The sequence below is a fragment of the Synechococcus sp. W70.1 genome (genome assembly GCF_047461515.1).
Classification (GTDB): Bacteria; Cyanobacteriota; Cyanobacteriia; order Thermostichales; family Thermostichaceae; genus Thermostichus.
This window is the reverse complement of the sequence record NZ_JANSHH010000013.1, coordinates 278,636-298,025: the sequence shown is the minus strand read 5'-3', so window position 1 is coordinate 298,025 and position 19,390 is coordinate 278,636. Positions and strand designations below refer to the sequence as shown.

The window sequence follows — 19,390 nt, the reverse complement described above, 5'->3', positions numbered from 1 at the left end:
CAAGCAGTCGTTGAGAGAGCTGCCCTAGTTACATGAACGGTTCGGCAACAGCTCGCATAGCCTCCAACACGGCGGTGCTGCCCCAGCAGCTTACCTGGGAGCAAGCAATAGCTTGGCTGCAAGGAGACGATCCGCAGGATCGCTACTATGCAGCCTGGTACCTGGGCACGGCTCGCGAGGCGCGGGCAGTGGAGCCTTTGCTGTTGGCGTTGCAGGACGAGCGGGATCGCACGGCGTTGGGAGGCTATCCGCTGCGGCGTAGTGCCGCTAAAGCTCTAGGGCAAATTGGCGATGTCCGGGCGGTACCTGGGCTAATTGAGGCGCTTAGCTGTAGCGATTTGCTGGTGCGAGAAGAGGCGGCCTACGCTCTAGCCCAGTTGGGAGATAAACGGGCGGTGCAGCCTCTTTTAGCTTTGTTAAGGTCGCAAGAGGAGCAGCCTTGGGAGGCTTTCATTGAGGCGCTGGGCCACCTCAACGCCACAGAAGCGGAAGCAGCCATTCGGCCCTTCTTAGATCACCCCTCAGAAAGAGTGCGCTCGGCAGCAGCTTGGGTACTCTATCGCTTTACCCAAGCGGAGGAGCTGACCCAGATTTTGGTGGCGCTGCTAGCCCACCCTAACTTTAGCTTGCGCCAGGCGGCCCTCTTTGATCTGGCTGAATCGGGCTGGCTGGCGGGGGCATCCCTGCTGGCAACCGCCAACGTAGCCCTCAACCTGCGCCTCAATGCTTTAAAGCGGCTGTTTGACGTGGCCTTGCAGTTGGGGTGGGTGCCGCCAGATCAGGTGGCAGCGGCAATTATCCCCCAGCTGGACAAGCTGTTTTAGACCTGGAACCTCTAACCTTACTACCTTAGCTTCTAGGCTGGTCATGTCCTCTTCATCAGCTGCACAAGGGCTTCCTCCTGCTGTGGCCCAATTGGCTACCCAGCTGGAGCAGGCCACTTCAGAGGCAGAGCTGCTGGGGGTGGTGCGAGCCCTGGGATCCCTAGGACAGGTAGAAGGGATCCCCCTGCTCATTCGCGCTTTTGGCTTCAACCGTCCTGCTGTAGGGGAGGCGGCTCTGGAGGAGGTGCTGCGCTTTGGAGAAGCGGCAGTACAGCCCTTGCTGGCCAACATTGACGGCTTTGACTACGGGGCGCGGGCCTACTCGGTGCGAGCTTTAGCCCGCATTGGCCATGGGGATGCCTACCCCTTTTTGGTCGAGGCCATTGTGGCCGATTTTGCCCCCAGCGTGCGGCGGGCAGCAACGCGCGGGCTGGGACGGGTGGCTGCCCAGCGACCCCTGTCCGATCAAGAGCAAGCTTTGCAGCTACTGCGGCAATGCCTGGGAGATGCCGATTGGGGAGTGCGCTATGCCGCTGTTGCAGCCCTAACGGATCTAGCCCGCCTGGGGGAACTTTCTCTGCGAGCTGCTGCCGAGGCAGCCCTTCAGATAGCTTTGCAGGATGCGGATCCTCTGATCCCTCTCCGCGCCCGCCTAAGCCAGCAGGAACTGGCTAGGGAGGCGTAGGCTCTTTTCTTTGTTGTTTGTTTCTTGTTAGGAGCACAGCCTATGTCTCTTCCGTTGATTGCCGATCGCCCCACTACGCAAAACGAGCGGGTAAACCGCTACTTTGTACCCAGCGACGAAACTCCGCCCGTCTACCGCCTCGATGACCCGGCGGGCATTGAGAATGTTATCCGCGCCGCCTACCGCCAAATCTTCAGCGAGCACCTGATGCTGGAGAGCTACCGGCAGAAAGCGCTGGAATCCCAGCTGCGCAATGGAGCAATTTCGGTAAAAGAGTTTATCCGGGGCCTGGGCAAGTCGGAGGTCTACCGCGACTTGGTCATGGTTCCCAACGACAACTACCGCTTCGTTGAGATCACCTTCCAGCGCTTCCTGGGTCGGCCCACCTACAGCCAAATGGAGCGCATCAAGTACTCCATCATCCTGGCCACCCGCGGCCTAGACGGCTTTATCGACGCCATTGTCGATAGCGAGGAGTACGACGCTGCTTTTGGGGACGATGTGGTGCCCTACCAGCGCCGCCGCCTTTCGGAGAAACCGACCAACTTGGTTACCCCCCGCTACGGAGCCCGTTGGCGGGATATCTCCGGCGTGAGGCCCTCGGCTCGGGAGGTGGTGCGCACCTATCGGGTTGTTCGCTTGCCTAAGCCCGGCGATCCGGAGAACTTCCTCAACATGGCTCGCATGCTCAACCCCAAGCCGGCAGCGCGGCAAAACATTAGCGTCTTCGATCTGAAGATCCCCGACATGACCACCAACCGTCGCTAGCCCTAGACAAGCTCTCTAGGACAATTGCTTGCGGGACTGCCGGGCCGATGCTCCGAGGCTGTTTGGCTGGGGGGGCTCGGCAGTTCGGTTGCGGCAAGATTCGTTATAATCTGGGTGATGCTTCTTAACACTTGGGCTGCATGAGGAATCCCGTTGTGCGAGCTTTTTTCGTCGGCAAAGCAGTGGCCGATGTTCTGCGCGAGCGTTGGGAAGGCGCTCTTGCCGACCTTGCTGCGGAGGTGGGCAAGCTGTGGGCAGAGCTGCAGGAGAGCTGGCAGACTTTTGCCCAGGATGTCATGGCCCGAGCTGAGGCGGAAGCATCGCTAGCTACCCAAGAGATGGCCTCGTCCACCTACAAGGTGGAGGATTTGCAGGCAACTCTAGATGACCTGCGGGCCGAGGTGGCGCAGCTACGCTCTGAGTTGCAGAAGTACCGGAATCGAAGCGCTTGAAGGCAAGCACAGCAAAGGGATCCAAGCCTGCTAAGCCCTACACCGCCTACCGGTGGGCCCGAGAGAACTACAGCCGCTGGGGCCGTCTTTTCGACATCTGGCGCTTTGTGCTGACCTGGCTCTTCTATCTCTGGCTGGATCAGCAGGCCTGGAGCTATGGGGGGCAGCCCACGCCAGAGCGAAAGGCTAAACGCCGCCGCGCCCGAGCCATTTGGATCCGCGAGACGTTGCTCCACCTCGGCCCTACCTTTATTAAGGTGGGGCAGTTTTTCTCCACCCGCGCCGATCTCTTCCCCTCCGAGTACGTCGAGGAGCTGTCCAAGCTGCAGGATCAGGTGCCCGCCTTTGGTTACGAACAGGTGGCGGCCATCGTGCAGCAGGAGCTCGGCAAGCCCATTGAGCAGATTTACAGCTACTTCGATCCCACCCCTTTGGCAGCAGCCAGCTTGGGGCAAGTGCATCGCGCCAAGCTGAAAAGCGGCGAAGAAGTGGTGGTGAAGGTACAGCGACCGGGCTTGGTGCAGCTATTTACCATTGACCTGGAGATCGGTCGCGGCATTGCTGAGTTTTTTCAGCACCACACCCCGTGGGGTGGAGCGGGCCGCGACTGGCTTGGCATCTACGAAGAGTGTCGCCGCACCCTCTGGGAGGAGGTGGACTATCTCAACGAGGGCCGCAACGCCGACACTTTCCGCCGCAACTTTCGCGACATGCCCCAGATTGCTGTTCCCAAGGTGTACTGGCGCTACACCTCCCCCCGTCTGCTGACATTGGAATACCTGCCAGGGATCAAAATTAGCGACTACGAGGCACTGAGCGCGGCGGGATTGGATCGCAAGGCTTTGGCCCGCTTGGGGGCGGAGGCCTATCTGCGGCAACTGCTCAAAGACGGCTTTTTCCACGCCGATCCCCACCCTGGCAATATTGCCGTCAAGCCAGATGGCACGCTGATCTTCTACGACTTCGGTATGATGGGGCGCCTTCGTCCCGGCATCAAGGAAAAACTGGCAGATATGCTAGCAGCAGTGGTGGCCAAGAATGCCGACCAGGTGGTAGCCCTGTTGGTGGAGCTGGGTGTTCTAGTACCCACTGCCGATCTGGCACCAGTACGCCGCTCGGTGCAGTACCTTCTGGATCACTTCCTAGACAAACCCTTCTCCAGCAAGCTGGACGAGATCTCGGTGGCGGCCCTCAGCGAAGACCTCTACGAGCTGGCCTATGAGCAGCCGTTTCGCTTCCCCGCCACCTTTACCTTTGTCCTGCGAGCCCTCACGACCCTGGAGGGGCTGGGAAAAGGGCTGGATCCAGAGTTTAACTTTATTGAGGTGGCCAAGCCTTTTGCAGAGGAGCTCATGAACAGTAGCCACCCGGAGAGGGAAACCCTGCTGGCTCAGGTCAGCCGCCAGGCGGTAGAGTTTACCAGCACCAGCCTCAGCCTGCCCCGCCGCCTGGAGACGGCCTTAAGTAAATTGGAACAGGGGGAGCTGCGCCTGCGGGTTCGCTCCAGTGAGACGGAACGCCTGCTGCGTCAGCTCAACTCGACGGGCTGGGGCACCACTTACGCGGTGCTGTTTGCAACTTTTTTTCTTAGCGCCACGCAGCTATTTTTGGCTGGGCATGCTACTTTAGCGATGGTCACCCTGGCCTTGGCTGTCTTGGCCGCCGCGGCGCTGCTCAGGGTACTCTTAAAGGCAAAGGAATTGGATCGGCTGAGGTGATGCGACGCTATGCTGGCGCTACGGATCCGGGCAAGGTTCGCAGCGGCAATCAGGATGCTTACTACTGCGATCCGGAAGGTCGCTACTTCATCGTTGCCGATGGCATGGGTGGACATGCAGCAGGAGCCGTAGCCAGCCAGCTGGCAGTTGAGACCATTCGAGCCTATTTGGATCGAGGCTGGGAGATGGTGCCGGCGCCCAAGCTCCTTAGCGAAGCAGTGGAAGCCGCCAACGAGGCCATTCTCAAAGATCAGCGGGAAAACCCGCAACGGGCAGACATGGGCACCACTGTGGTGGTGGCGATGGTGGATCCCAAAAACAATTGCTGGAGTGCTCACATCGGCGACTCCCGCCTCTACCGCCTGCGCGGATCCCAGCTGCAGCAGATGACGGAAGATCACACGCTAGTCGCCCGCTCGGTTCGCCAGGGGGAGTTAACCCAAGAGCAGGCCCGCATCCACCCCTGGCGGCACATCCTTGAGCGCTGCCTGGGCCGGCCTGACACAGGGCCACCTGCTATCCAACCCATTACCCTGCTTCCTGGGGATCGCCTCCTGTTGTGCAGCGATGGACTAACCGAGGAGCTGGACGACGAAGTCATTGCCGAATATTGCTTGAAGGTGCCAGACTTGGAGCAGCTTGTCCTCGAGTTAATCGAGGCAGCCAAAGAGCGAGGAGGTCGGGACAACATCACGGTCGTTGTTGCCGAGTACGCGTGACGTCCTCCCCTCAATCAAGGTTGGCCTTACCCCAAAATCCAACGAGTGGGAGTTGCGCTGGCAGTGAAAAGCAGGGGCTTGCCAGTCATCTCCCCGGCAAACCCCTACTTGTCGAAGACAGCAGCCCAGTCTTTAGCTCTTCGGCTCAAACACCTTCAAGTCTACGATCTTCCCGCCCTTGAAGGTCCAGTGGGCAAAGGTTCCGGCTACGTCTCCCTTTTCATCGAAGTCCAGCGAGCCAGAAGCGCCAGTGTAATTGATGTCTTCCCCTTTCTTCAGCAGCTCCACCGCCTTGGCCCACTCGCCAGGCAGGATTTCGGTGCCAGGGGGATTGGCCACTTGCCGCAGGGCATCGCGGATAGCAGTGCCATCGGTGCTGCCTGCTTTTTGGATGGCCAGAGCCAGAAGGAAGGCAGCATCGTAGGCAGTGTCGATGTAGGGAGTGGGGGGCACTTCCCCGTAGGCACCTTTGTAGGCTTGAACAAAGCTCTGGTAAGCCTTGGTGTCAGTGCGGGCCTGGGGCGAAGTGCCAATGGATCCCTCTAGCTTATCTGCCCCCACCTGGGCAGCCAGATCAGGAGAGCGCATGCCGTCTGTTAAGACAAAGCGCTTAAATAGCCCCCCTTCCAAGGCTTGCCGCAAGATAACCGCGCCGTTTTCTGGATAGCCAATGACCACCAGCGCCTGGGGGTTCCCTTCCTTGAGCTGATCCAGCTCGCCGCGGTAGGAAGCTTTGCCTGGCTCGTAGGGGACGGCCTTGGTGATCTTGCCCCCCCGCTTCTCAAAGGCAGCCTTGAAACTGTCGGCTAGACCCTGGCCGTAGTCGTTGTTGATGTAGATAACAGCCAGGCGATCCAGCTTCTCTTCACGGGTAATCTGCGCTAGGGCTACCCCTTGGAAAGCATCGGAAGGAACGGTGCGGAACAAAAAGTCATTGTCGTCCAAGGTGGTGATGGTGGGCGCGGTAGAGGCCGGTGAAATTTGCGGAATCTTGCTGGGAACCGTTACTGTCGTGGCCACCGGAATGGTAACGCCACTGCCCAAAGCGCCAACAATGGCGGCCACCTTCTCCACGTTCACTAACCGCTTGGCCGCATCAATAGCCGGCTGGGCTGACGTCTGGTCATCCGCTTCCACCACTTGAACTTGAGATCCGAGGACGCCGCCAGCTTCGTTGATCTGCTTGAGGGCCAGCTTGATGCCCTTGAGGCAGTTTTCCCCATAGGCCTGCAGGTCGCCCGTCAAAGACAGCAGCGCTCCTATCTTGATCGGGGCTTTGGCTGCTTGCTGAGCTGTGCTTGGCAGCAGGGTGGTGGCCAGCGCCGCTGCCGTCAGGGCTGCCGCCGTCGCGAAGGCCCGCCGGGTCAGTTTGTGCATGGGAGACATAACCAAGAACCTCCAATGAGCTCCAATGAGGGAATAAAACTGCAATTCTCAAAGGTCGGTGGTATAGAGGTAGACGCTGGCCCACCTCAAAGGGTTCCCTCCAAGAGCCAGCCCAACCCCCGCGGAAGGGCTTCTTGGCAAACCTACCCGCATTTGGTTAAGCAAGCTTCTTTACCCTACGACGAAAGCTCATAAAATGGTGAATCCATTAGGGAATGGAGCTTTCCCAGGGTAGCGGTGTGATCGTTATTGACGACATCTCCAAACAGTTTGGCGGCGTCAATGCCCTAGATCACTGTTCCTTCCGCATCGAAGCTGGTCGGATCACGGGCTTGATTGGTCCCAACGGGGCGGGGAAAACAACTCTTTTCAACATCATCGCCGGTTTTATTCGGCCCAATAGCGGACGCATCTGGCTAGATGGGGAAGACGTCACGGGCTTGCCTCCCCACCAGTTGTTTCAACGTGGGCTGGTGCGCACCTTCCAGATCCCGCGGGAGTTTGGCCGCATGACTGTTCTGGAAAACTTAATGGTTGTTCCTCCCCATCAGGCTGGAGAAAACCTATTTAACGCCTGGTTCCGCTGGCGGCGAGTACAGCGGCAGGAGCGCCAGCTTCAGGCTCGGGCTGAAGAAGTTTTGGAACGGCTCAACCTCATCCACCTGCGGGATCAACTGGCAGTCAACCTTTCGGGCGGGCAAAAGAAGCTGCTGGAACTGGGACGCACCCTGATGACCGATGCGCGGGTCATCCTCTTGGACGAGCCGGGGGCTGGGGTCAACCGCACGTTGCTGGCAGACCTAATCCGCTTTATTGAGTACCTCAACCGCGAGCGCGGCTGCACCTTCTGCATCATTGAACACGACCTGGATCTGGTGACCCGCCTTTGCCACCATGTGGTGGTCATGGCAGGGGGAAGGGTGTTAACCCAAGGATCCATGCAGGAAATTCGGCAAAACCCTGCCGTGCGCGAGGCCTATTTGGGATCCATCGCTTTGGCAGATGCCCTCAGCTCGGGGCCAGCCTCCACCCTCTCGCCGGAGGGATCCCCGCCATGACTCCTTTGCTCGAGATTCAAGATCTCTACAGCGGCTACCGCGGCGTGGACATCCTCAAAGGGATCCGCCTCAAGGTCAACCTGGGGCAAATCGTGGTGATCATCGGCCCCAACGGAGCGGGCAAATCGACAGTGCTTAAATCCCTCTTTGGGTTGGCCACCATCCGCTCGGGCCGAGTGCTGTTCCAAGGTTCTGACATCACGCATCTTGCTGCCGAGCAACTGGTGCGGCGGGGGATCGGCTTTGTGCCTCAGACCAACAATGTCTTTCCCTCCCTCACCGTCGAGGAAAACCTGGAGATGGGGGCCTTTATCCGACGAGACGACTACACTGCCCAACGGGAGCGGGTTTACGAGCTGTTTCCGCCGCTAAGGGAAAAGCGAAAGCAAGCGGCGGGATCCCTCTCCGGCGGGCAGCGGCAGATGCTAGCCATAGGGCGGGCGTTGATGGCGGAGCCGCAACTGTTGTTGCTGGATGAGCCGACAGCCGGCCTGTCGCCGCTGTATGTCGAGCAGACCTTTGCCCTCTTGCAAGAAATCAACCGCCTTGGCGTCAGCATCCTGATGGTGGAGCAAAATGCCAAGCAGGCCCTGAGCTTAGCGGACTGGGGCTACGTCCTCTCGATGGGAGAAAACCGCTTTGAAGATACTGGCCCCAACTTGTTGCGCAACCCCCAGGTGCTGGAGCTGTTTTTGGGGGGCTGAGACAGGAGCTAAGCAGAGCTAGCTAGTTGCAGCTGGCGCAGTTGGGCTGCTTGCTTGAGAAGAGCTTCCACGAAGCTCATCGCTTCCTGGGCGGAGTGGCCGGCAGCCAGTTGGGCCAGTTCTTCCCGGCGCTCCTTTTCTCCTAGAGGATCCACCCGCACGCAAGTTCGCCCTTCTTGCACCACTTTGTGAACCCGCAGGTGGTGATCCGCTAGGGCAGCAATCAAGGGTTGGTGGGTAACGCAGAGAACTTGGTGGCTACGGGCAAGCTGGTGCAGTTTGGCGGCAATGGCCTGTGCTACCTTGCCGGATACGCCGACGTCGATCTCGTCAAAGACCAGAGTAGCCACCGGATCGACGCGGCTGAAGACTGCTTTTAAGGCCAGGAGAAAACGGCTCATCTCGCCGCCGGAGGCAATGTCGGCTAGCGGTTGCAGGGGCTCCCCAGGGTTGGGACTAAACCAAAAGCTCACCTGATCCACCCCTTCGGCAGTGGGAGATCCGGCTTGAATCTGCACCTGGAACTGCACGCCGCTCATCCCCAGGGGTCTGAGTTCCTGCAGCAGGGCTCTCTCCAGTTTCCGGGCTGCCTGCTGCCGCAGTTGGGAGAGCCTCTGGCAGTGGTGCTCCAGCTCCTGGGCTGCTTGGTTCAGCTGCGCCTCTAGTTCCTCCAAGTCGGTGCTCTCGTCCCGCAGGCGGGCTAGCTCCACCTGGACCCGCTCCGCATGAGCCATCACCTCCGCCAAGGTGGGGCCGTATTTGCGGCAGGCCTGGCGCAGTTGAGCTAAGCGCCGTTCAATTTTGCTTAACCGACTGGGATCGGCCTCCAGGGCCTCGCTGTAGCGCAGCAGCTCCCGCCCCGCTTCCTCTACCTGCACGAGGGCGTTGCTAACCATTTCCGCCAAGGGGGCAAGCTCGGGATCCCGTTGAGCCATGCTCCGCAGCAGCCGCTCGGCCTGGGCCAAGAGATCGGCAATGGCTGGCGAGCCGCTGTCATTTTGGTAGAGCAGTTGGTGGGCGGCATGGCTTTGCTGCCGCAACTCCACCCGGTGGACTAGGCGCTCCCGCTCCCGCTCCAGTTTGCTCAGCTCCTCGGGATCCTCCAGGCGCAGGGCAGCCAGCTCTCGGGCTTGCAGCTCTAATAGATCTAGACGCTGCAGGCGCAGTTGTTGAGTCTGCTGCCGGGACTCCATTTCAGCTTTGAGCTGGCTCCAGGTCTGGTAGCAAGCTGCCACCTGGGTCCGTGCCCGCAGCAGCTCTTCGCCGCCAAAGGCATCCAGCCAGCGGCGCTGGGCTTGGGGAGACTGAATTTGAGCCGTTTGCCCTTGGGCAGTGATCTCCAGCAGTTGGGAGCGCAGCCTGAGCATCTGGGCTTTGTTGACCACCACCCCGTTGACTCGCAGGCGGCTGGTGAGCTTGCCGCTACGCACCACCAGTTCGCGGCTGCAGACCAGGCCCTCTTCCAGGGGCTCGATCTGTTCCTGCTCTAGCCAGGCTTCCAGATCGGCATTGGGTTGAAAAATAGCTTCCACTAGGCCCCGCTTGCTGCCACTGCGCAAAGCCCGCGCTGGCCCGCCCAAAGCCGCATCGAGGGCCTCGAGAATAATGGACTTGCCTGCCCCCGTTTCCCCGGTAAGCACGTTGAGCCCTGCCCGAAAGGGGATCTCCAACTGCTCAATCAGGGCGAAGTTTTCAATCCGCAACAGGCGCAGCATACCCCACCTGCCCGACGCGTCGCTAGCAGTGGCTAGGGCAGTTCTGTCTCAGGTTAGCGCAGCTGCTCCTGGAGCGAGGTTAGAAAGGGAGGTGCCCTTAAGTCTCCGGCGTTTCCCCTGGTTTATCGACTTGCTCGGGCGCTGTGTCGAGGGTTTCGGGGGTTGCCGTTACCTCCTGAGCAGGAGGGCTAGGCTCGGCTTCTGGCTCTGGGGCAGCAGGGGGGATCCCGGCTTCAGGTTCAGAAGCAGCAGCGGTGGAGGGAACGGCTTCTTCTTGCTTTTGCCGCTCGTAGCGGCGCCGCTTGAGGGCTTCGTCCACCCAGACATAGACCAAGCTGAGAAGGGAGAGCCCTGCCGTTGCCACTAAAACCCAGAGTAGAGTGTTGTCTATCGCCATTAGGTGCAATCCACCAAACGCTGCTGCCTGTGGAGAAATGCTGCTTCCTGAATCTTACCGTCGAAGCTGCTTTGCCCAATCTTAAAAGACGGGATCCACACTTTTGCCATGCGCTACCTCAAGTTTTATAAACCCTACGGCGTGCTCACCCAGTTTACCGACCCGGCAGGGCGCCTCACCCTCAAGGCCTTCATCCCAGTGCCCAGCGTCTATCCAGTGGGGCGGCTAGATCGCGATAGCGAAGGACTGCTCTTGCTCACCGATGACGGCCAGCTCCACGCCCGCCTGATCGATCCCAAATTTGGCCACAAGCGCACCTACTGGGTGCAGGTGGAAGGGATCCCTACGCCGCAGGCTCTGCAACAGTTGCAAGAGGGAGTGATCATCCAGGGGCGAAAGACCCGACCGGCTGAGGTTAGAGTTCTGGCCGAGGAGCCGGATCTGCCACCGCGGGATCCGCCCATTCGCTTTCGCCGCTCCATCCCCACCACCTGGCTGGAGCTGACGCTGCGGGAAGGTCGCAATCGCCAGGTGCGCCGCATGACTGCTGCGGTCGGGATCCCAACGCTGAGGCTGGTTCGGGTAGGACTGGGCCCCCTTTCCCTAGCGGGGCTGGCTCCTGGCCAGTGGCAAGATCTCAGCGAGGCGGAGTTGGCCCACTTGCGGCAGTGCTGTTTTGGCCAGTCGCGCCGTCCTCGGCTCGGGCGGGAGTTAGGCTTACAGCACTCCCTTTGAGCTAGGGATCCCATCTTGTCGGCGCGGATCCCGTTCTACGGCCATGCGCAGGGCGCGGGCAAAGGCCTTGAAACTGGCCTCGACGATGTGGTGGGCATTGAGACCCGCCACCTGGCGGATGTGCAGGGTAAGCTGGGCGTGGTTGGCCACCGCCTGGTAAAACTCGCGCACCAACTGGGTCTCGTAGCGGCCAATGCGTTCGACAGTCAGCTCCAGACCATAGCTGAGGTGGGGGCGCCCGGAAAAGTCCAGCACTACCTGCACCAAGGCCTCATCCAAAGGCGCCCAAAAATGGCCAAAACGGTAAATGCCGCGCCGATCCTGCAGCGCCTGCGCCAGCGCCTGTCCCAGGGCAATGCCCACGTCCTCATTGGTGTGGTGGTCGTCGATGTGCAGATCCCCCACGGCCTTGATCTGGAGATCAATTAGCCCATGGGTGCTGAGCTGAGCCAGCATGTGGTCCAAGAAGGGGATCCCAGTGTCGATCTCGTACTGCCCTCTGCCATCGAGGTTGAGATGCACTTGAACGTCCGTTTCGTTGGTGCGGCGGTGAACCGAGGCCGTCCTGGGCTGCAGTAGGCGGGGGGAGTCGATGGCTGTCATGGCAAGGGTAGGGGAGCACTAGGAAGTCCCAGCTCTAGGATCGCACAGGTAGGGGTGTCAGAATCAGCGTCTTTGGCAAGGGGGGCAGGCGGGCTCAGGTTGCAGAGGGGGAGAGTGTTCCTTGCAGGATTGGCAGCAAGTTCAACGGGCCCTCAAGCAGTACTGGGGCTACGAGGCGCTACGCCCACCTCAGGAGCAGGTCATCCGCGCCTTGCTGGAGAAGCGGGATGCGCTGGTGGTGTTGCCGACGGGTTTCGGCAAGTCTCTGTGCTTTCAACTGCCGGCTCTGCTGCAGACAGGGCTGACCCTGGTGGTCTCGCCTCTGATTGCCCTGATGGAAGATCAGGTGCAGGATCTCTGGAAGCGCCGTCTGCCGGCGGCCTGTTTGCACAGCGAGCTGGATCCGGCTCTGCGCAAGCGGGTGTTGCGGGCTTTGGAGGAGAACCGGCTGCGTCTACTGTATCTGGGGCCGGAAACCCTCTTCAGCCCGCCAGTCTGGGAGCGGCTGCAGCAGGTGCCCCTCAACGGCCTCATTGTTGACGAGGCGCACACCTTGGTGCACTGGGGGGGATCCTTCCGGCCCGACTACCGCCGTCTGGGGTTGGTCCGCCCTGCCCTGGGCCAGCCTACCTTTCCCATTGCCGCCTTTACCGCCACTGCCGATCCCGAAACCCTCAGCCGCCTGCGCCACATCCTCGACCTGCAGAATCCGGAATGCATTCGCGCTGACCCGCTGCGAACCAACATTTCTCTCAACGTGGCGGTGGCCTGGAGCCCAGCGGATCGCCGTCGGCGCCTGCTGCGCTTTCTGGCGGAAAACCCCGGCTCGGGCCTGGTGTACGTGCGCACGCGACGGGATGGGGAGGAGCTGGCCGAGTGGTTGGGCCGCCACAACCAGAAAACCGCCACCTACCACGGCGGCCTGGAGGCGGGATCCCGCCGTCGGCTGGAGCGGGTCTGGCTGGAGGGCGAGCTGCGCTTTCTGGTCTGCACCAACGCCTTCGGCTTGGGGATCAACAAGCCCGACGTGCGCTGGGTGCTGCACTTTCACCCGCCCCCCAACTTAATGGACTACCTGCAGGAGGTGGGTCGAGGCGGGCGGGATGGCGGCCCTTGCCAGGCCCTGATGTTGGTCTCCGAGCCGACAGGCCTCTTGGATCCCACCGATCGCCAGCGCCAAGCCTATTTCTATTCCCAGCAGGAGCGCTTGCTGGCCCAGGCGCGGCGTTTGCTGCAAACGCTGCCCCCCCAGGGATCCTACGCCGACTTGCCCCCCGGAGAGACGCGGGTGGCCCTGGGCCTGCTGCAGGAGATGGGCTGTCTGCACTGGCCAGATCCCTTTCACTTTCAAGTGCTGCACCGCCGCTGGCAGCCGCCGCCGCGCCAGGATCCCTGGCGGGGGATGGACGACCTCATCCACAGCCGCGGCTGTCGCTGGCAGGTCATCCTGCGGCATTTTGGCTACCCTGAGAACCAGCCTGGTCTGCCCTGCGGCACCTGCGACCGCTGCCGGGCTTCCCAAAGGCGCTGATGGGTGCTTGCCCAGCCTTGTGGCCAGCGATAGGATCCCCTCGCTGAGGCTTTCCTGGAGTGTCCATGGGTGGTTCTGGATCCCCGGTTGCAGCGCTTGAGCAGCCCTTGTCCCTGGCAAAGCAGGTGGCGCAACTGCTAGTGGTGCCGGTCTCGGCCCGCCTGGGATCCCAGGCTCCTCCCCGAGAGGTTCTCAAGCGGCTGATCCAAGAGGTGGGGATTGGAGGCATCTGGATTACCGATGGCCATGTGGCTGAGGCCCTGCTCCTCATTGAGGAGGCGCAGTCTTGGGCGACTCTGCCCCTTCTTGTGGCAGCCGAGGCCAGTCGCGGCCTGGCTCTGCAGGGAGCCACTTCCTTCCCCCACCCCCTGGGCCTGAGCCGCCTGGGCTCTGAGGCCGAGCGCTGGGCGGAACAGTGGGGAAGGATCACGGCGCGGGAGGCGGCGGCCATCGGCATCAACTGGCTGCTTGGCCCGGTGGCTGAGCCCCTGGGGCAGGGTCTAGCAAGACTGGCGCTGGCAGAGGAGCCACAGCTGGCGTTGCAACTGGCGCGGGCCTTTGTGCGCGGCTGCGAGCAAGCGGTTCCGGAGGGGATTCTAACCACCGCCAGAGCCTTCCCCGGCCAGGGCTGGGCAGAGGGGCGGGCCAACCCCCTGCTGTTGCTAAAGCCAACTGCTGACCCCTGGTGTCCTCGCCTAAGCCTCACCTTGGAGGAGCTGCAAGCAGGACCCTGGCTGCCGTTCCGCGGTCTGGTGGACCAGGTAGGAGCCATCTCGGTTGCGCCAGTGGTGCTGCCGGAGTGGGACGAGCGCTGGCCGCTCTCTCTTTTGCCGGGGCGGCTGACCCAGCTGCTGCGCCAAGAGTGGGGGTTTAGCGGTCTCATTGTGGCAGAGGGCCTCGACCAAAACTTCCTAGCCAACCTGGCTGATCCCCCCCTGCTGGCGGTGCGGGCTCTCCAGGCCGGCGCCGACCTCCTTTTGGCCCCTCCCGACCCTTTGGCGGCTGTCGCAGCCATTGTGGAAGCTGTGCAGCGGGGATCCCTAGACCCCCAGGCCATTGCCCAGTCGGTAACGCGGCTGCTGCGGGCCAAGCAGCGGCTTTTTCCCTCCGCCTCGGCCCTACTCAAGCAGGTGTGGCCGCCCCTGGCAGAAACGGACTTTAGCTTGCTGCCTGGCTGGATGGGGGCTCAGGTCAACCGCGGTTTTCCCGACGAGCACCTAAAACCCCTGCTGCTGGGGGATCCCCTCGCCAAGGATTCACCCCTTGCCAAGCTGTTTAGCGCCCGCTCCCACCTTCCTAGGGCTGCCCAATTGGGATCTCTTCTAGCCGAGAGCGACATTGCCCCTTGTCAGGCAGCCATGGCCCGCGGCGGAGTGACCGGCGGTCAGCCTCTGCCTCTCCCCTTGCCGCCTGGCAGTTGGAACTGGATCTGGCAAGATCTCTCCCTGGGCGCTGAGGCAGTGCTCCTAGCCGAGTCCCCTGCCCTAAGCATTCCCGCGAGCTTGGGTCTTCCGCCCCTACTCAGCCATTCCCTTACCCCCTTGAGCTTGCTGGAGGCAGCCCTTAGCAGCGGCGGCCAGTTGATTCTCCAGGCCTTTGTCCACGAGGCTCTGCCCAACTACGTGGTGGATTGGCTAAGGCGGTGGCGGGAGCGGATAGCAGCCGTTGTTACTTATGGAAACTTGGCGGTTTGTCATCGCCTCCAGAGTTACTTTCAATGGGCCAACGCCATCCACAGCCTCAACGCCGATTCCCTTGCTCAATTGGCAGTCATGCAACGCCTGTTTCCCAGCCGACCCCTGCTGGAGAAGGGCAGGCTTCAGCAAGCTGCTGCAGATCATTAAGAGAAAGTAAATGCCGTTACGGATTGTTGGCAGGAAGGGGCTCCTAAGCTATTGTATTGGTGGAAATGTAAAAGATTGAAACGTCTCTCTCAGGGTTGTCGGCTGTGCCTTTCTTTTTCCCCCACCTCGACATTTCCGGTAGCCCTCGCTTGGCTTCTGGCGGGGGAGGAGGGCAAGCCTGCTCTCAGCCCTCCAGGTGGCAGCCCCTGAGCCCATTTTTTGCCCTCCTGCAGGCGATGTGGTCAGTTGACTGGGCGAGGAACCTGGGATTGAGTCTAGCTCTTGTGGGTCTAGCGGTCTTTGGCTGGAGTTGGCTAGCGGCAGCCATGCGGCCGGATCCCTACACCGAGGCTGTTTTAAGTCTAGAAGGACAAGCCAGCAGGGGAGCCTCGCTATTTGCCCTTAACTGTGCGGCTTGCCATGGCGAAGAAGGGGATGGCCGTGTGGGCCCCAGCCTGCGGGGAGTAAGCAGCCGCCGCTCCGACCGGTTTATCATTGACCGAGTAACTAGCGGCAAAACCCCGCCCATGCCCCAGTTTCAGCCCGATCCCCAAGCAATGGCAGACTTGCTTAGCTACCTGAAAACGCTCTGAGGCCGGCTCATGGGCCTGACACAGCAGCTTGCTTGCTATGCTCTCTGGCTGGCCTCCGTTTTTGCTTTTGCGGAATGGCTGCGCTCCCAGCAGGTAGACGGCGAATGGGTGCGCAAAGTTATCCACATTGGCGTAGGCAACATCATCTTGCTGGCCTGGGCCCTCCAGGTGCCCCGCTGGGTGGGAGTGGGGTTCTCCCTGGTGTTTGCGGGCTTGGCGCTGCTCTCCTACCGGGTGGCCATCTTGCCTAGCCTAAACGGCGTTGGGCGGCGCAGCTTCGGTACTTTTTTTTACGCTGTCAGCGTTGGTCTATTGCTCTTCTGGTTTTGGCGGCCCCAGCAACAAGTTTTCGCTGTCATTGGCATTCTGGTGATGACCTGGGCCGATGCCCTGGCAGGGCTGGTGGGCAAAAGTTGGGGCAAACACCTGTATCGACTGGGATCTCTCCAAAAAAGCTGGGAGGGATCCCTGACCATGTGGGTGGTGAGCAGTTTGGTGATGGCACTGCTGCTTGTGGGGTACTTTGGCTTCTCCCCCTTGTTGCTTGCTGTCAGCGTCGGGGTGGGGGGGGTGGCCATGGGCTTGGAGATGTTGTCTTGGTGGGGGCTGGACAATCTGACTGTGCCATTGGGCAGCGCCAGTCTCTGCTTTGCTCTGCTGCAGCTTCTCAACTATTTGTAACGCTTGCTATCAGTTACATGGCCAGACTAAGCCCAGGCCCAGCAGGGGCTGCTCTTCCTGCTGCTGCAAACTAGAGGTGGGACTCGTCGCCGCTCAGCAGCCAGGTAACCGAGACTCCCAGCGCCTTGGCAAAAGCCACCAGTTCTTTGTCGATGACCCGCCGTTTGCCCTTTTCCACCTGGCCAACCTTGACGTAGTCCAAATGCACACCGTACTTGGCCAGGCGACCCGCCAGTTGATCTTGGGTTAGCTGCAACTTCTCTCGTACCCAGCGCACCCGCTCTCCAATCAAGTTGGCCGCAGGGCGGTGCTGGTCCTTTCCAGCTTGGGGGGTCTGATGGCTTCTCCGGCGCCCCATGATAGCCTAAGCTAGCACGATTTTGTCGGAGCAGGTAGCCTAGCTGTCTCCTAGGCATCCTACATCAAGCTCTGGATCGAAAATTGCTCACAGCCGTTTATGTCCAGGATGCTTGACCTATCAATCTCCGTTACTCCCGCCTACAGGGAAGAGAATTCTTAGCAAGAATGACTAGCATGATCGATTTTCGCTTACACAGGAGGAGAAACTTTCCTAGACTAGGGAGTGAAGTTCTCTCCTCAGGTGGCTGTGGTTTTCTCTCGTCCTTTATCCCCTCAGGAGCTCGAGGAGCCCTGGCCGGAGGCTCTGGATTCGGCTGCAGAGGCTGATTTAGAGGCCGGTAGCCGGCGCCTCAATGAAGATGCGGTCGACCACTACTTGAATACGATTGGCCGGGTGCCCCGCATCGATCACGCGGAAGAAATCGAGCTGGCGCGCAAAATTCAGCAGAAGCTGCTCATTGATCAAGCCCGCAAGGAATGGCGGCAGCAGCGGGGGCAGGATCCCAGCGATGAGGAATTGGCGGCAGCCCTGCAGATCCCTGTAGCTACTCTGCGCTCGCGCATCCGCCAGGGAGAGCAAGCTCAGCGCAAGCTCATCAACGCCAACCTGCGTCTGGTGGTCAGTGTGGCCAAGAAGTACCTCAACCGGGGGGTGCCCTTTCTGGACTTAATCCAAGAGGGCAACATGGGCCTCATTCGAGCCACTGAGAAATTCAATGCCGAGCGAGGTTTTCGCTTCAGCACCTACGCCCACTGGTGGATTCGCCAAGGCATTACCCGCTGCATTGCCAACCAAGCCCGAACCATCCGCCTGCCAGTGCACATGGTGGACAAAGTGCGCTTGCTCAAGCGCACCAACCGCGAGCTCATGAAGGCCCGAGGACGGCGGCCTACCGAAGCCGAGCTGGCTGAGGCACTGGGCATCAAGATCAAGAAGTTGCGCCTGATCCAACAGGCTGCCGCTTTGCCTCTGTCGTTGGATGTGCCGGTTGGCCAGGAAGGGGAAAGCCGCCTGGGAGATCTGCTGCCGGATGAACGGCAGGAGCAACCCTTTGAGGAGATCCTGGAGCACTCCCTGCGGCAAGATGTGCGTTCTGCCCTGCAGACCCTGAAGCCCATTGAGAGGCAAGTGTTGGAGTTGCGCTATGGGCTAGACGGGCAAAGGGCAAGAACCCTGCAAGAAGTGGGGGATCACTTTAACTTGACGCGGGAGCGGATTCGGCAGATCGAACGGGATGCCTTGCGCAAGCTACGGGTGGGCCGTTCTTCGCGAACTTTGGTGCAGTACCTTCGCTAGGTTTGGCTCCAGGGGCTACTAAGGACTCGCTACAGAGATAGACCCAGCTTCAGGCCCAGCAGGGCATGGGTAAAGAGCAAGCAAAGAATGAGGCTGCCCAAATAGGCATGGGCTGTGCGCCAGGTCTCACGGTTGCCGCCAAAACCGCTCAGGGACAAAGCACTGTTGGCCGCCAGCAGCAGCAACACCAGGGATCCCGTCCAGAAGTGAGGGCTCCTCAGCAGGGGCTGGCCCTGCATCACAAGAGAAAGAAGGCCGCCGGTGTAGCCCAAGGCAATGAAGGTGGCCATCCAAGGGGCTACTTTGCGGTGATCCAAGAGGGGCTTTTGGGCCGATTCCGATAGGGAGCCCCCGCCTGCCAGGCGCAAGACCCGCCCCCGCCAGCCCGTTAGGCCAACAAAGCTGCCCATGACCACTACCACAATGCCCATCATCAAAGGATGTCCCCATTGCACAACTGGTTGGGGCAGGTTGAAGCCAGCAAAGAACTGGGCTACTGGCTGCAAGGCAGCCGTCAACGACTCGGAAACTGCCGACAGATCGGGCAAGGCCAAGCCCAACATCGGGATCCCTCCACTAGCGCCACAAACCCACAGTCTGTAACAAATCTACAACAAACCTACCCTGGATGACAGCGGCTAGCCAGAGGCTTCAGGGGAACACCTGGCGACGGTAAAATGTCTAGCGGTGAAGGGGCGGCCGAGGGCAGATCCCTGGCTGCAGACGCTAGCGAGCACAACGGAGTTATTCCCATGGCCAAGTTGTTGTTGGGGGATCAGTCCTTTGAGGTGGAGCTACTGACGGATGTGCCCACCAATTGGCCTGGAATTAAAGTCATGTCCAAGGGAGCTAAGCTAGATATCCCCCCAGGAACGGTGGTGAGGGTGGAGTCCGAGGATGACCACATAGCGGGCTCCTACAAGGTGGTCTATCGTTTGGCACCTGCCTATCCCCGCAGCTGGCGACTCCTCCTGGAGCGGGCAAGTGCCGAGATTGCCCAGGCGGCAGCAGCTTCCCCATCCAAGGCTGCCCCAGCTAGCCCTGCCTCAGGCCCCTCGGCGTCCAACCGCGATAAGGTCTTTACCATCAAGGTATCCGGCCTGGTAGGAGGAGGCGTGCGCAAGAGCGTTGTCGAGTACAAAGTGCCCTTCAGCCGGCTCTCCCAAGAAGTTAAGCGGATTACCCAAATGGGAGGCAAAATCGTCAGCATTACGGAGTCCAATTTGTTGAGCAACCTCAGCTAACTTGCCCAGAAGGCAGCTGGGGCGGTGAGCTGTGGCTCTGCTGGATCCCCACCAGCAGATGAGGGTGGTAGGCTAA

General features: G+C 60.6%; 21 protein-coding genes. 15 read left to right on the top strand and 6 right to left on the bottom strand.

What is annotated here, in order from left to right; genetic code table 11:
* Positions 1-32: 32 nt before the first annotated feature.
* The 6 genes from NW808_RS03480 (at position 33) to NW808_RS03455 (ending at position 5,166) form a co-directional block, all read left to right on the top strand.
* Entirely contained in the window at positions 33-824 is a 792-nt protein-coding gene (locus NW808_RS03480; RefSeq protein ID WP_414420301.1) for a HEAT repeat domain-containing protein, read from the top strand.
* Between the two features lie 43 nt (positions 825-867).
* The gene (locus NW808_RS03475; protein ID WP_414393280.1) at positions 868-1,509 is read left to right on the top strand and encodes a HEAT repeat domain-containing protein; all 642 of its coding nucleotides are present in this window, start codon (positions 868-870) and stop codon (positions 1,507-1,509) included.
* A gap of 42 nt (positions 1,510-1,551) precedes the next feature.
* On the top strand, positions 1,552-2,277 hold the full coding sequence (locus NW808_RS03470) for a phycobilisome rod-core linker polypeptide (RefSeq protein ID WP_414420300.1): 726 nt from the start codon (positions 1,552-1,554) through the stop codon (positions 2,275-2,277).
* A 140-nt stretch (positions 2,278-2,417) separates the two neighbouring features.
* Positions 2,418-2,729 carry a DUF6825 family protein gene (locus tag NW808_RS03465; protein WP_414420299.1) on the top strand — a complete coding sequence of 104 codons (312 nt, stop codon included), beginning with the start codon at positions 2,418-2,420 and terminating at the stop codon, positions 2,727-2,729.
* A complete protein-coding gene (locus NW808_RS03460) occupies positions 2,726-4,447 on the top strand; it encodes an ABC1 kinase family protein (protein WP_414420298.1) in 1,722 nt (573 codons plus the stop codon). The genes NW808_RS03465 and NW808_RS03460 overlap by 4 nt, the downstream gene beginning before the upstream one ends.
* Positions 4,447-5,166 carry a Stp1/IreP family PP2C-type Ser/Thr phosphatase gene (locus NW808_RS03455; protein ID WP_414409720.1) on the top strand — a complete coding sequence of 240 codons (720 nt, stop codon included), beginning with the start codon at positions 4,447-4,449 and terminating at the stop codon, positions 5,164-5,166. The genes NW808_RS03460 and NW808_RS03455 overlap by 1 nt, the downstream gene beginning before the upstream one ends.
* Positions 5,167-5,298: 132 nt before the next feature.
* Here the strand turns inward: NW808_RS03455 and NW808_RS03450 are convergent, their stop codons facing one another.
* Complete coding sequence (locus NW808_RS03450) at positions 5,299-6,552, bottom strand: ABC transporter substrate-binding protein (protein ID WP_414420297.1); 1,254 nt, start codon at positions 6,550-6,552, stop codon at positions 5,299-5,301.
* Between the two features lie 215 nt (positions 6,553-6,767).
* On the opposite strand from NW808_RS03450, the gene NW808_RS03445 reads away from it, so the two are divergent.
* Both NW808_RS03445 and NW808_RS03440 read left to right on the top strand, forming a co-directional pair.
* Positions 6,768-7,610, top strand: coding sequence for an ABC transporter ATP-binding protein (locus NW808_RS03445; protein ID WP_414420296.1), 843 nt, complete (start codon positions 6,768-6,770; stop codon positions 7,608-7,610).
* Complete coding sequence (locus NW808_RS03440; RefSeq protein WP_414420295.1) at positions 7,607-8,314, top strand: ABC transporter ATP-binding protein; 708 nt, start codon at positions 7,607-7,609, stop codon at positions 8,312-8,314. The genes NW808_RS03445 and NW808_RS03440 overlap by 4 nt, the downstream gene beginning before the upstream one ends.
* Positions 8,315-8,322: 8 nt before the next feature.
* On the opposite strand, the gene recN is transcribed toward NW808_RS03440, so the two are convergent.
* Positions 8,323-10,029: a DNA repair protein RecN gene (gene recN, locus NW808_RS03435; protein ID WP_414420294.1), complete on the bottom strand. Its 1,707-nt coding sequence runs from the start codon at positions 10,027-10,029 to the stop codon at positions 8,323-8,325.
* 97 nt (positions 10,030-10,126) lie between these two features.
* The gene (locus NW808_RS03430) at positions 10,127-10,426 is read right to left on the bottom strand and encodes a hypothetical protein (protein WP_414420293.1); all 300 of its coding nucleotides are present in this window, start codon (positions 10,424-10,426) and stop codon (positions 10,127-10,129) included.
* Positions 10,427-10,534: 108 nt separating this feature from the next.
* Here NW808_RS03430 and NW808_RS03425 point away from each other — a divergent pair, with 108 nt between their 5' ends.
* Positions 10,535-11,161: a pseudouridine synthase gene (locus NW808_RS03425; RefSeq protein ID WP_414420292.1), complete on the top strand. Its 627-nt coding sequence runs from the start codon at positions 10,535-10,537 to the stop codon at positions 11,159-11,161.
* On the opposite strand, the gene hisB is transcribed toward NW808_RS03425, so the two are convergent.
* The gene (hisB, locus tag NW808_RS03420; RefSeq protein WP_099812743.1) at positions 11,144-11,764 is read right to left on the bottom strand and encodes an imidazoleglycerol-phosphate dehydratase HisB; all 621 of its coding nucleotides are present in this window, start codon (positions 11,762-11,764) and stop codon (positions 11,144-11,146) included. The genes NW808_RS03425 and hisB overlap by 18 nt on opposite strands.
* A gap of 121 nt (positions 11,765-11,885) precedes the next feature.
* Between hisB and NW808_RS03415 the strand changes: the two genes are divergently transcribed.
* The 4 genes from NW808_RS03415 to NW808_RS03400 all read left to right on the top strand — a co-directional run bounded on the left by NW808_RS03415 (position 11,886) and on the right by NW808_RS03400 (position 16,413).
* Positions 11,886-13,295, top strand: coding sequence for a RecQ family ATP-dependent DNA helicase (locus NW808_RS03415; protein ID WP_414420291.1), 1,410 nt, complete (start codon positions 11,886-11,888; stop codon positions 13,293-13,295).
* 107 nt (positions 13,296-13,402) lie between these two features.
* Complete coding sequence (locus tag NW808_RS03410; protein WP_414420290.1) at positions 13,403-15,139, top strand: glycoside hydrolase family 3 N-terminal domain-containing protein; 1,737 nt, start codon at positions 13,403-13,405, stop codon at positions 15,137-15,139.
* A gap of 236 nt (positions 15,140-15,375) precedes the next feature.
* The gene (locus NW808_RS03405; RefSeq protein ID WP_414420289.1) at positions 15,376-15,732 is read left to right on the top strand and encodes a c-type cytochrome; all 357 of its coding nucleotides are present in this window, start codon (positions 15,376-15,378) and stop codon (positions 15,730-15,732) included.
* Between the two features lie 9 nt (positions 15,733-15,741).
* Entirely contained in the window at positions 15,742-16,413 is a 672-nt protein-coding gene (locus tag NW808_RS03400) for a diacylglycerol/polyprenol kinase family protein (protein WP_414420288.1), read from the top strand.
* Between the two features lie 70 nt (positions 16,414-16,483).
* Here the strand turns inward: NW808_RS03400 and NW808_RS03395 are convergent, their stop codons facing one another.
* Positions 16,484-16,771 carry a helix-turn-helix domain-containing protein gene (locus tag NW808_RS03395; RefSeq protein WP_414405467.1) on the bottom strand — a complete coding sequence of 96 codons (288 nt, stop codon included), beginning with the start codon at positions 16,769-16,771 and terminating at the stop codon, positions 16,484-16,486.
* A 225-nt stretch (positions 16,772-16,996) separates the two neighbouring features.
* Between NW808_RS03395 and NW808_RS03390 the strand changes: the two genes are divergently transcribed.
* Positions 16,997-18,070, top strand: coding sequence for an RpoD/SigA family RNA polymerase sigma factor (locus tag NW808_RS03390; protein ID WP_414420287.1), 1,074 nt, complete (start codon positions 16,997-16,999; stop codon positions 18,068-18,070).
* A 29-nt stretch (positions 18,071-18,099) separates the two neighbouring features.
* On the opposite strand, the gene NW808_RS03385 is transcribed toward NW808_RS03390, so the two are convergent.
* Positions 18,100-18,633 carry a DUF4079 domain-containing protein gene (locus NW808_RS03385; protein ID WP_414393251.1) on the bottom strand — a complete coding sequence of 178 codons (534 nt, stop codon included), beginning with the start codon at positions 18,631-18,633 and terminating at the stop codon, positions 18,100-18,102.
* A 189-nt stretch (positions 18,634-18,822) separates the two neighbouring features.
* On the opposite strand from NW808_RS03385, the gene NW808_RS03380 reads away from it, so the two are divergent.
* The gene (locus NW808_RS03380) at positions 18,823-19,314 is read left to right on the top strand and encodes a phycobilisome linker polypeptide (protein ID WP_414420286.1); all 492 of its coding nucleotides are present in this window, start codon (positions 18,823-18,825) and stop codon (positions 19,312-19,314) included.
* The last annotated feature ends 76 nt before the right edge of the window (positions 19,315-19,390 follow it).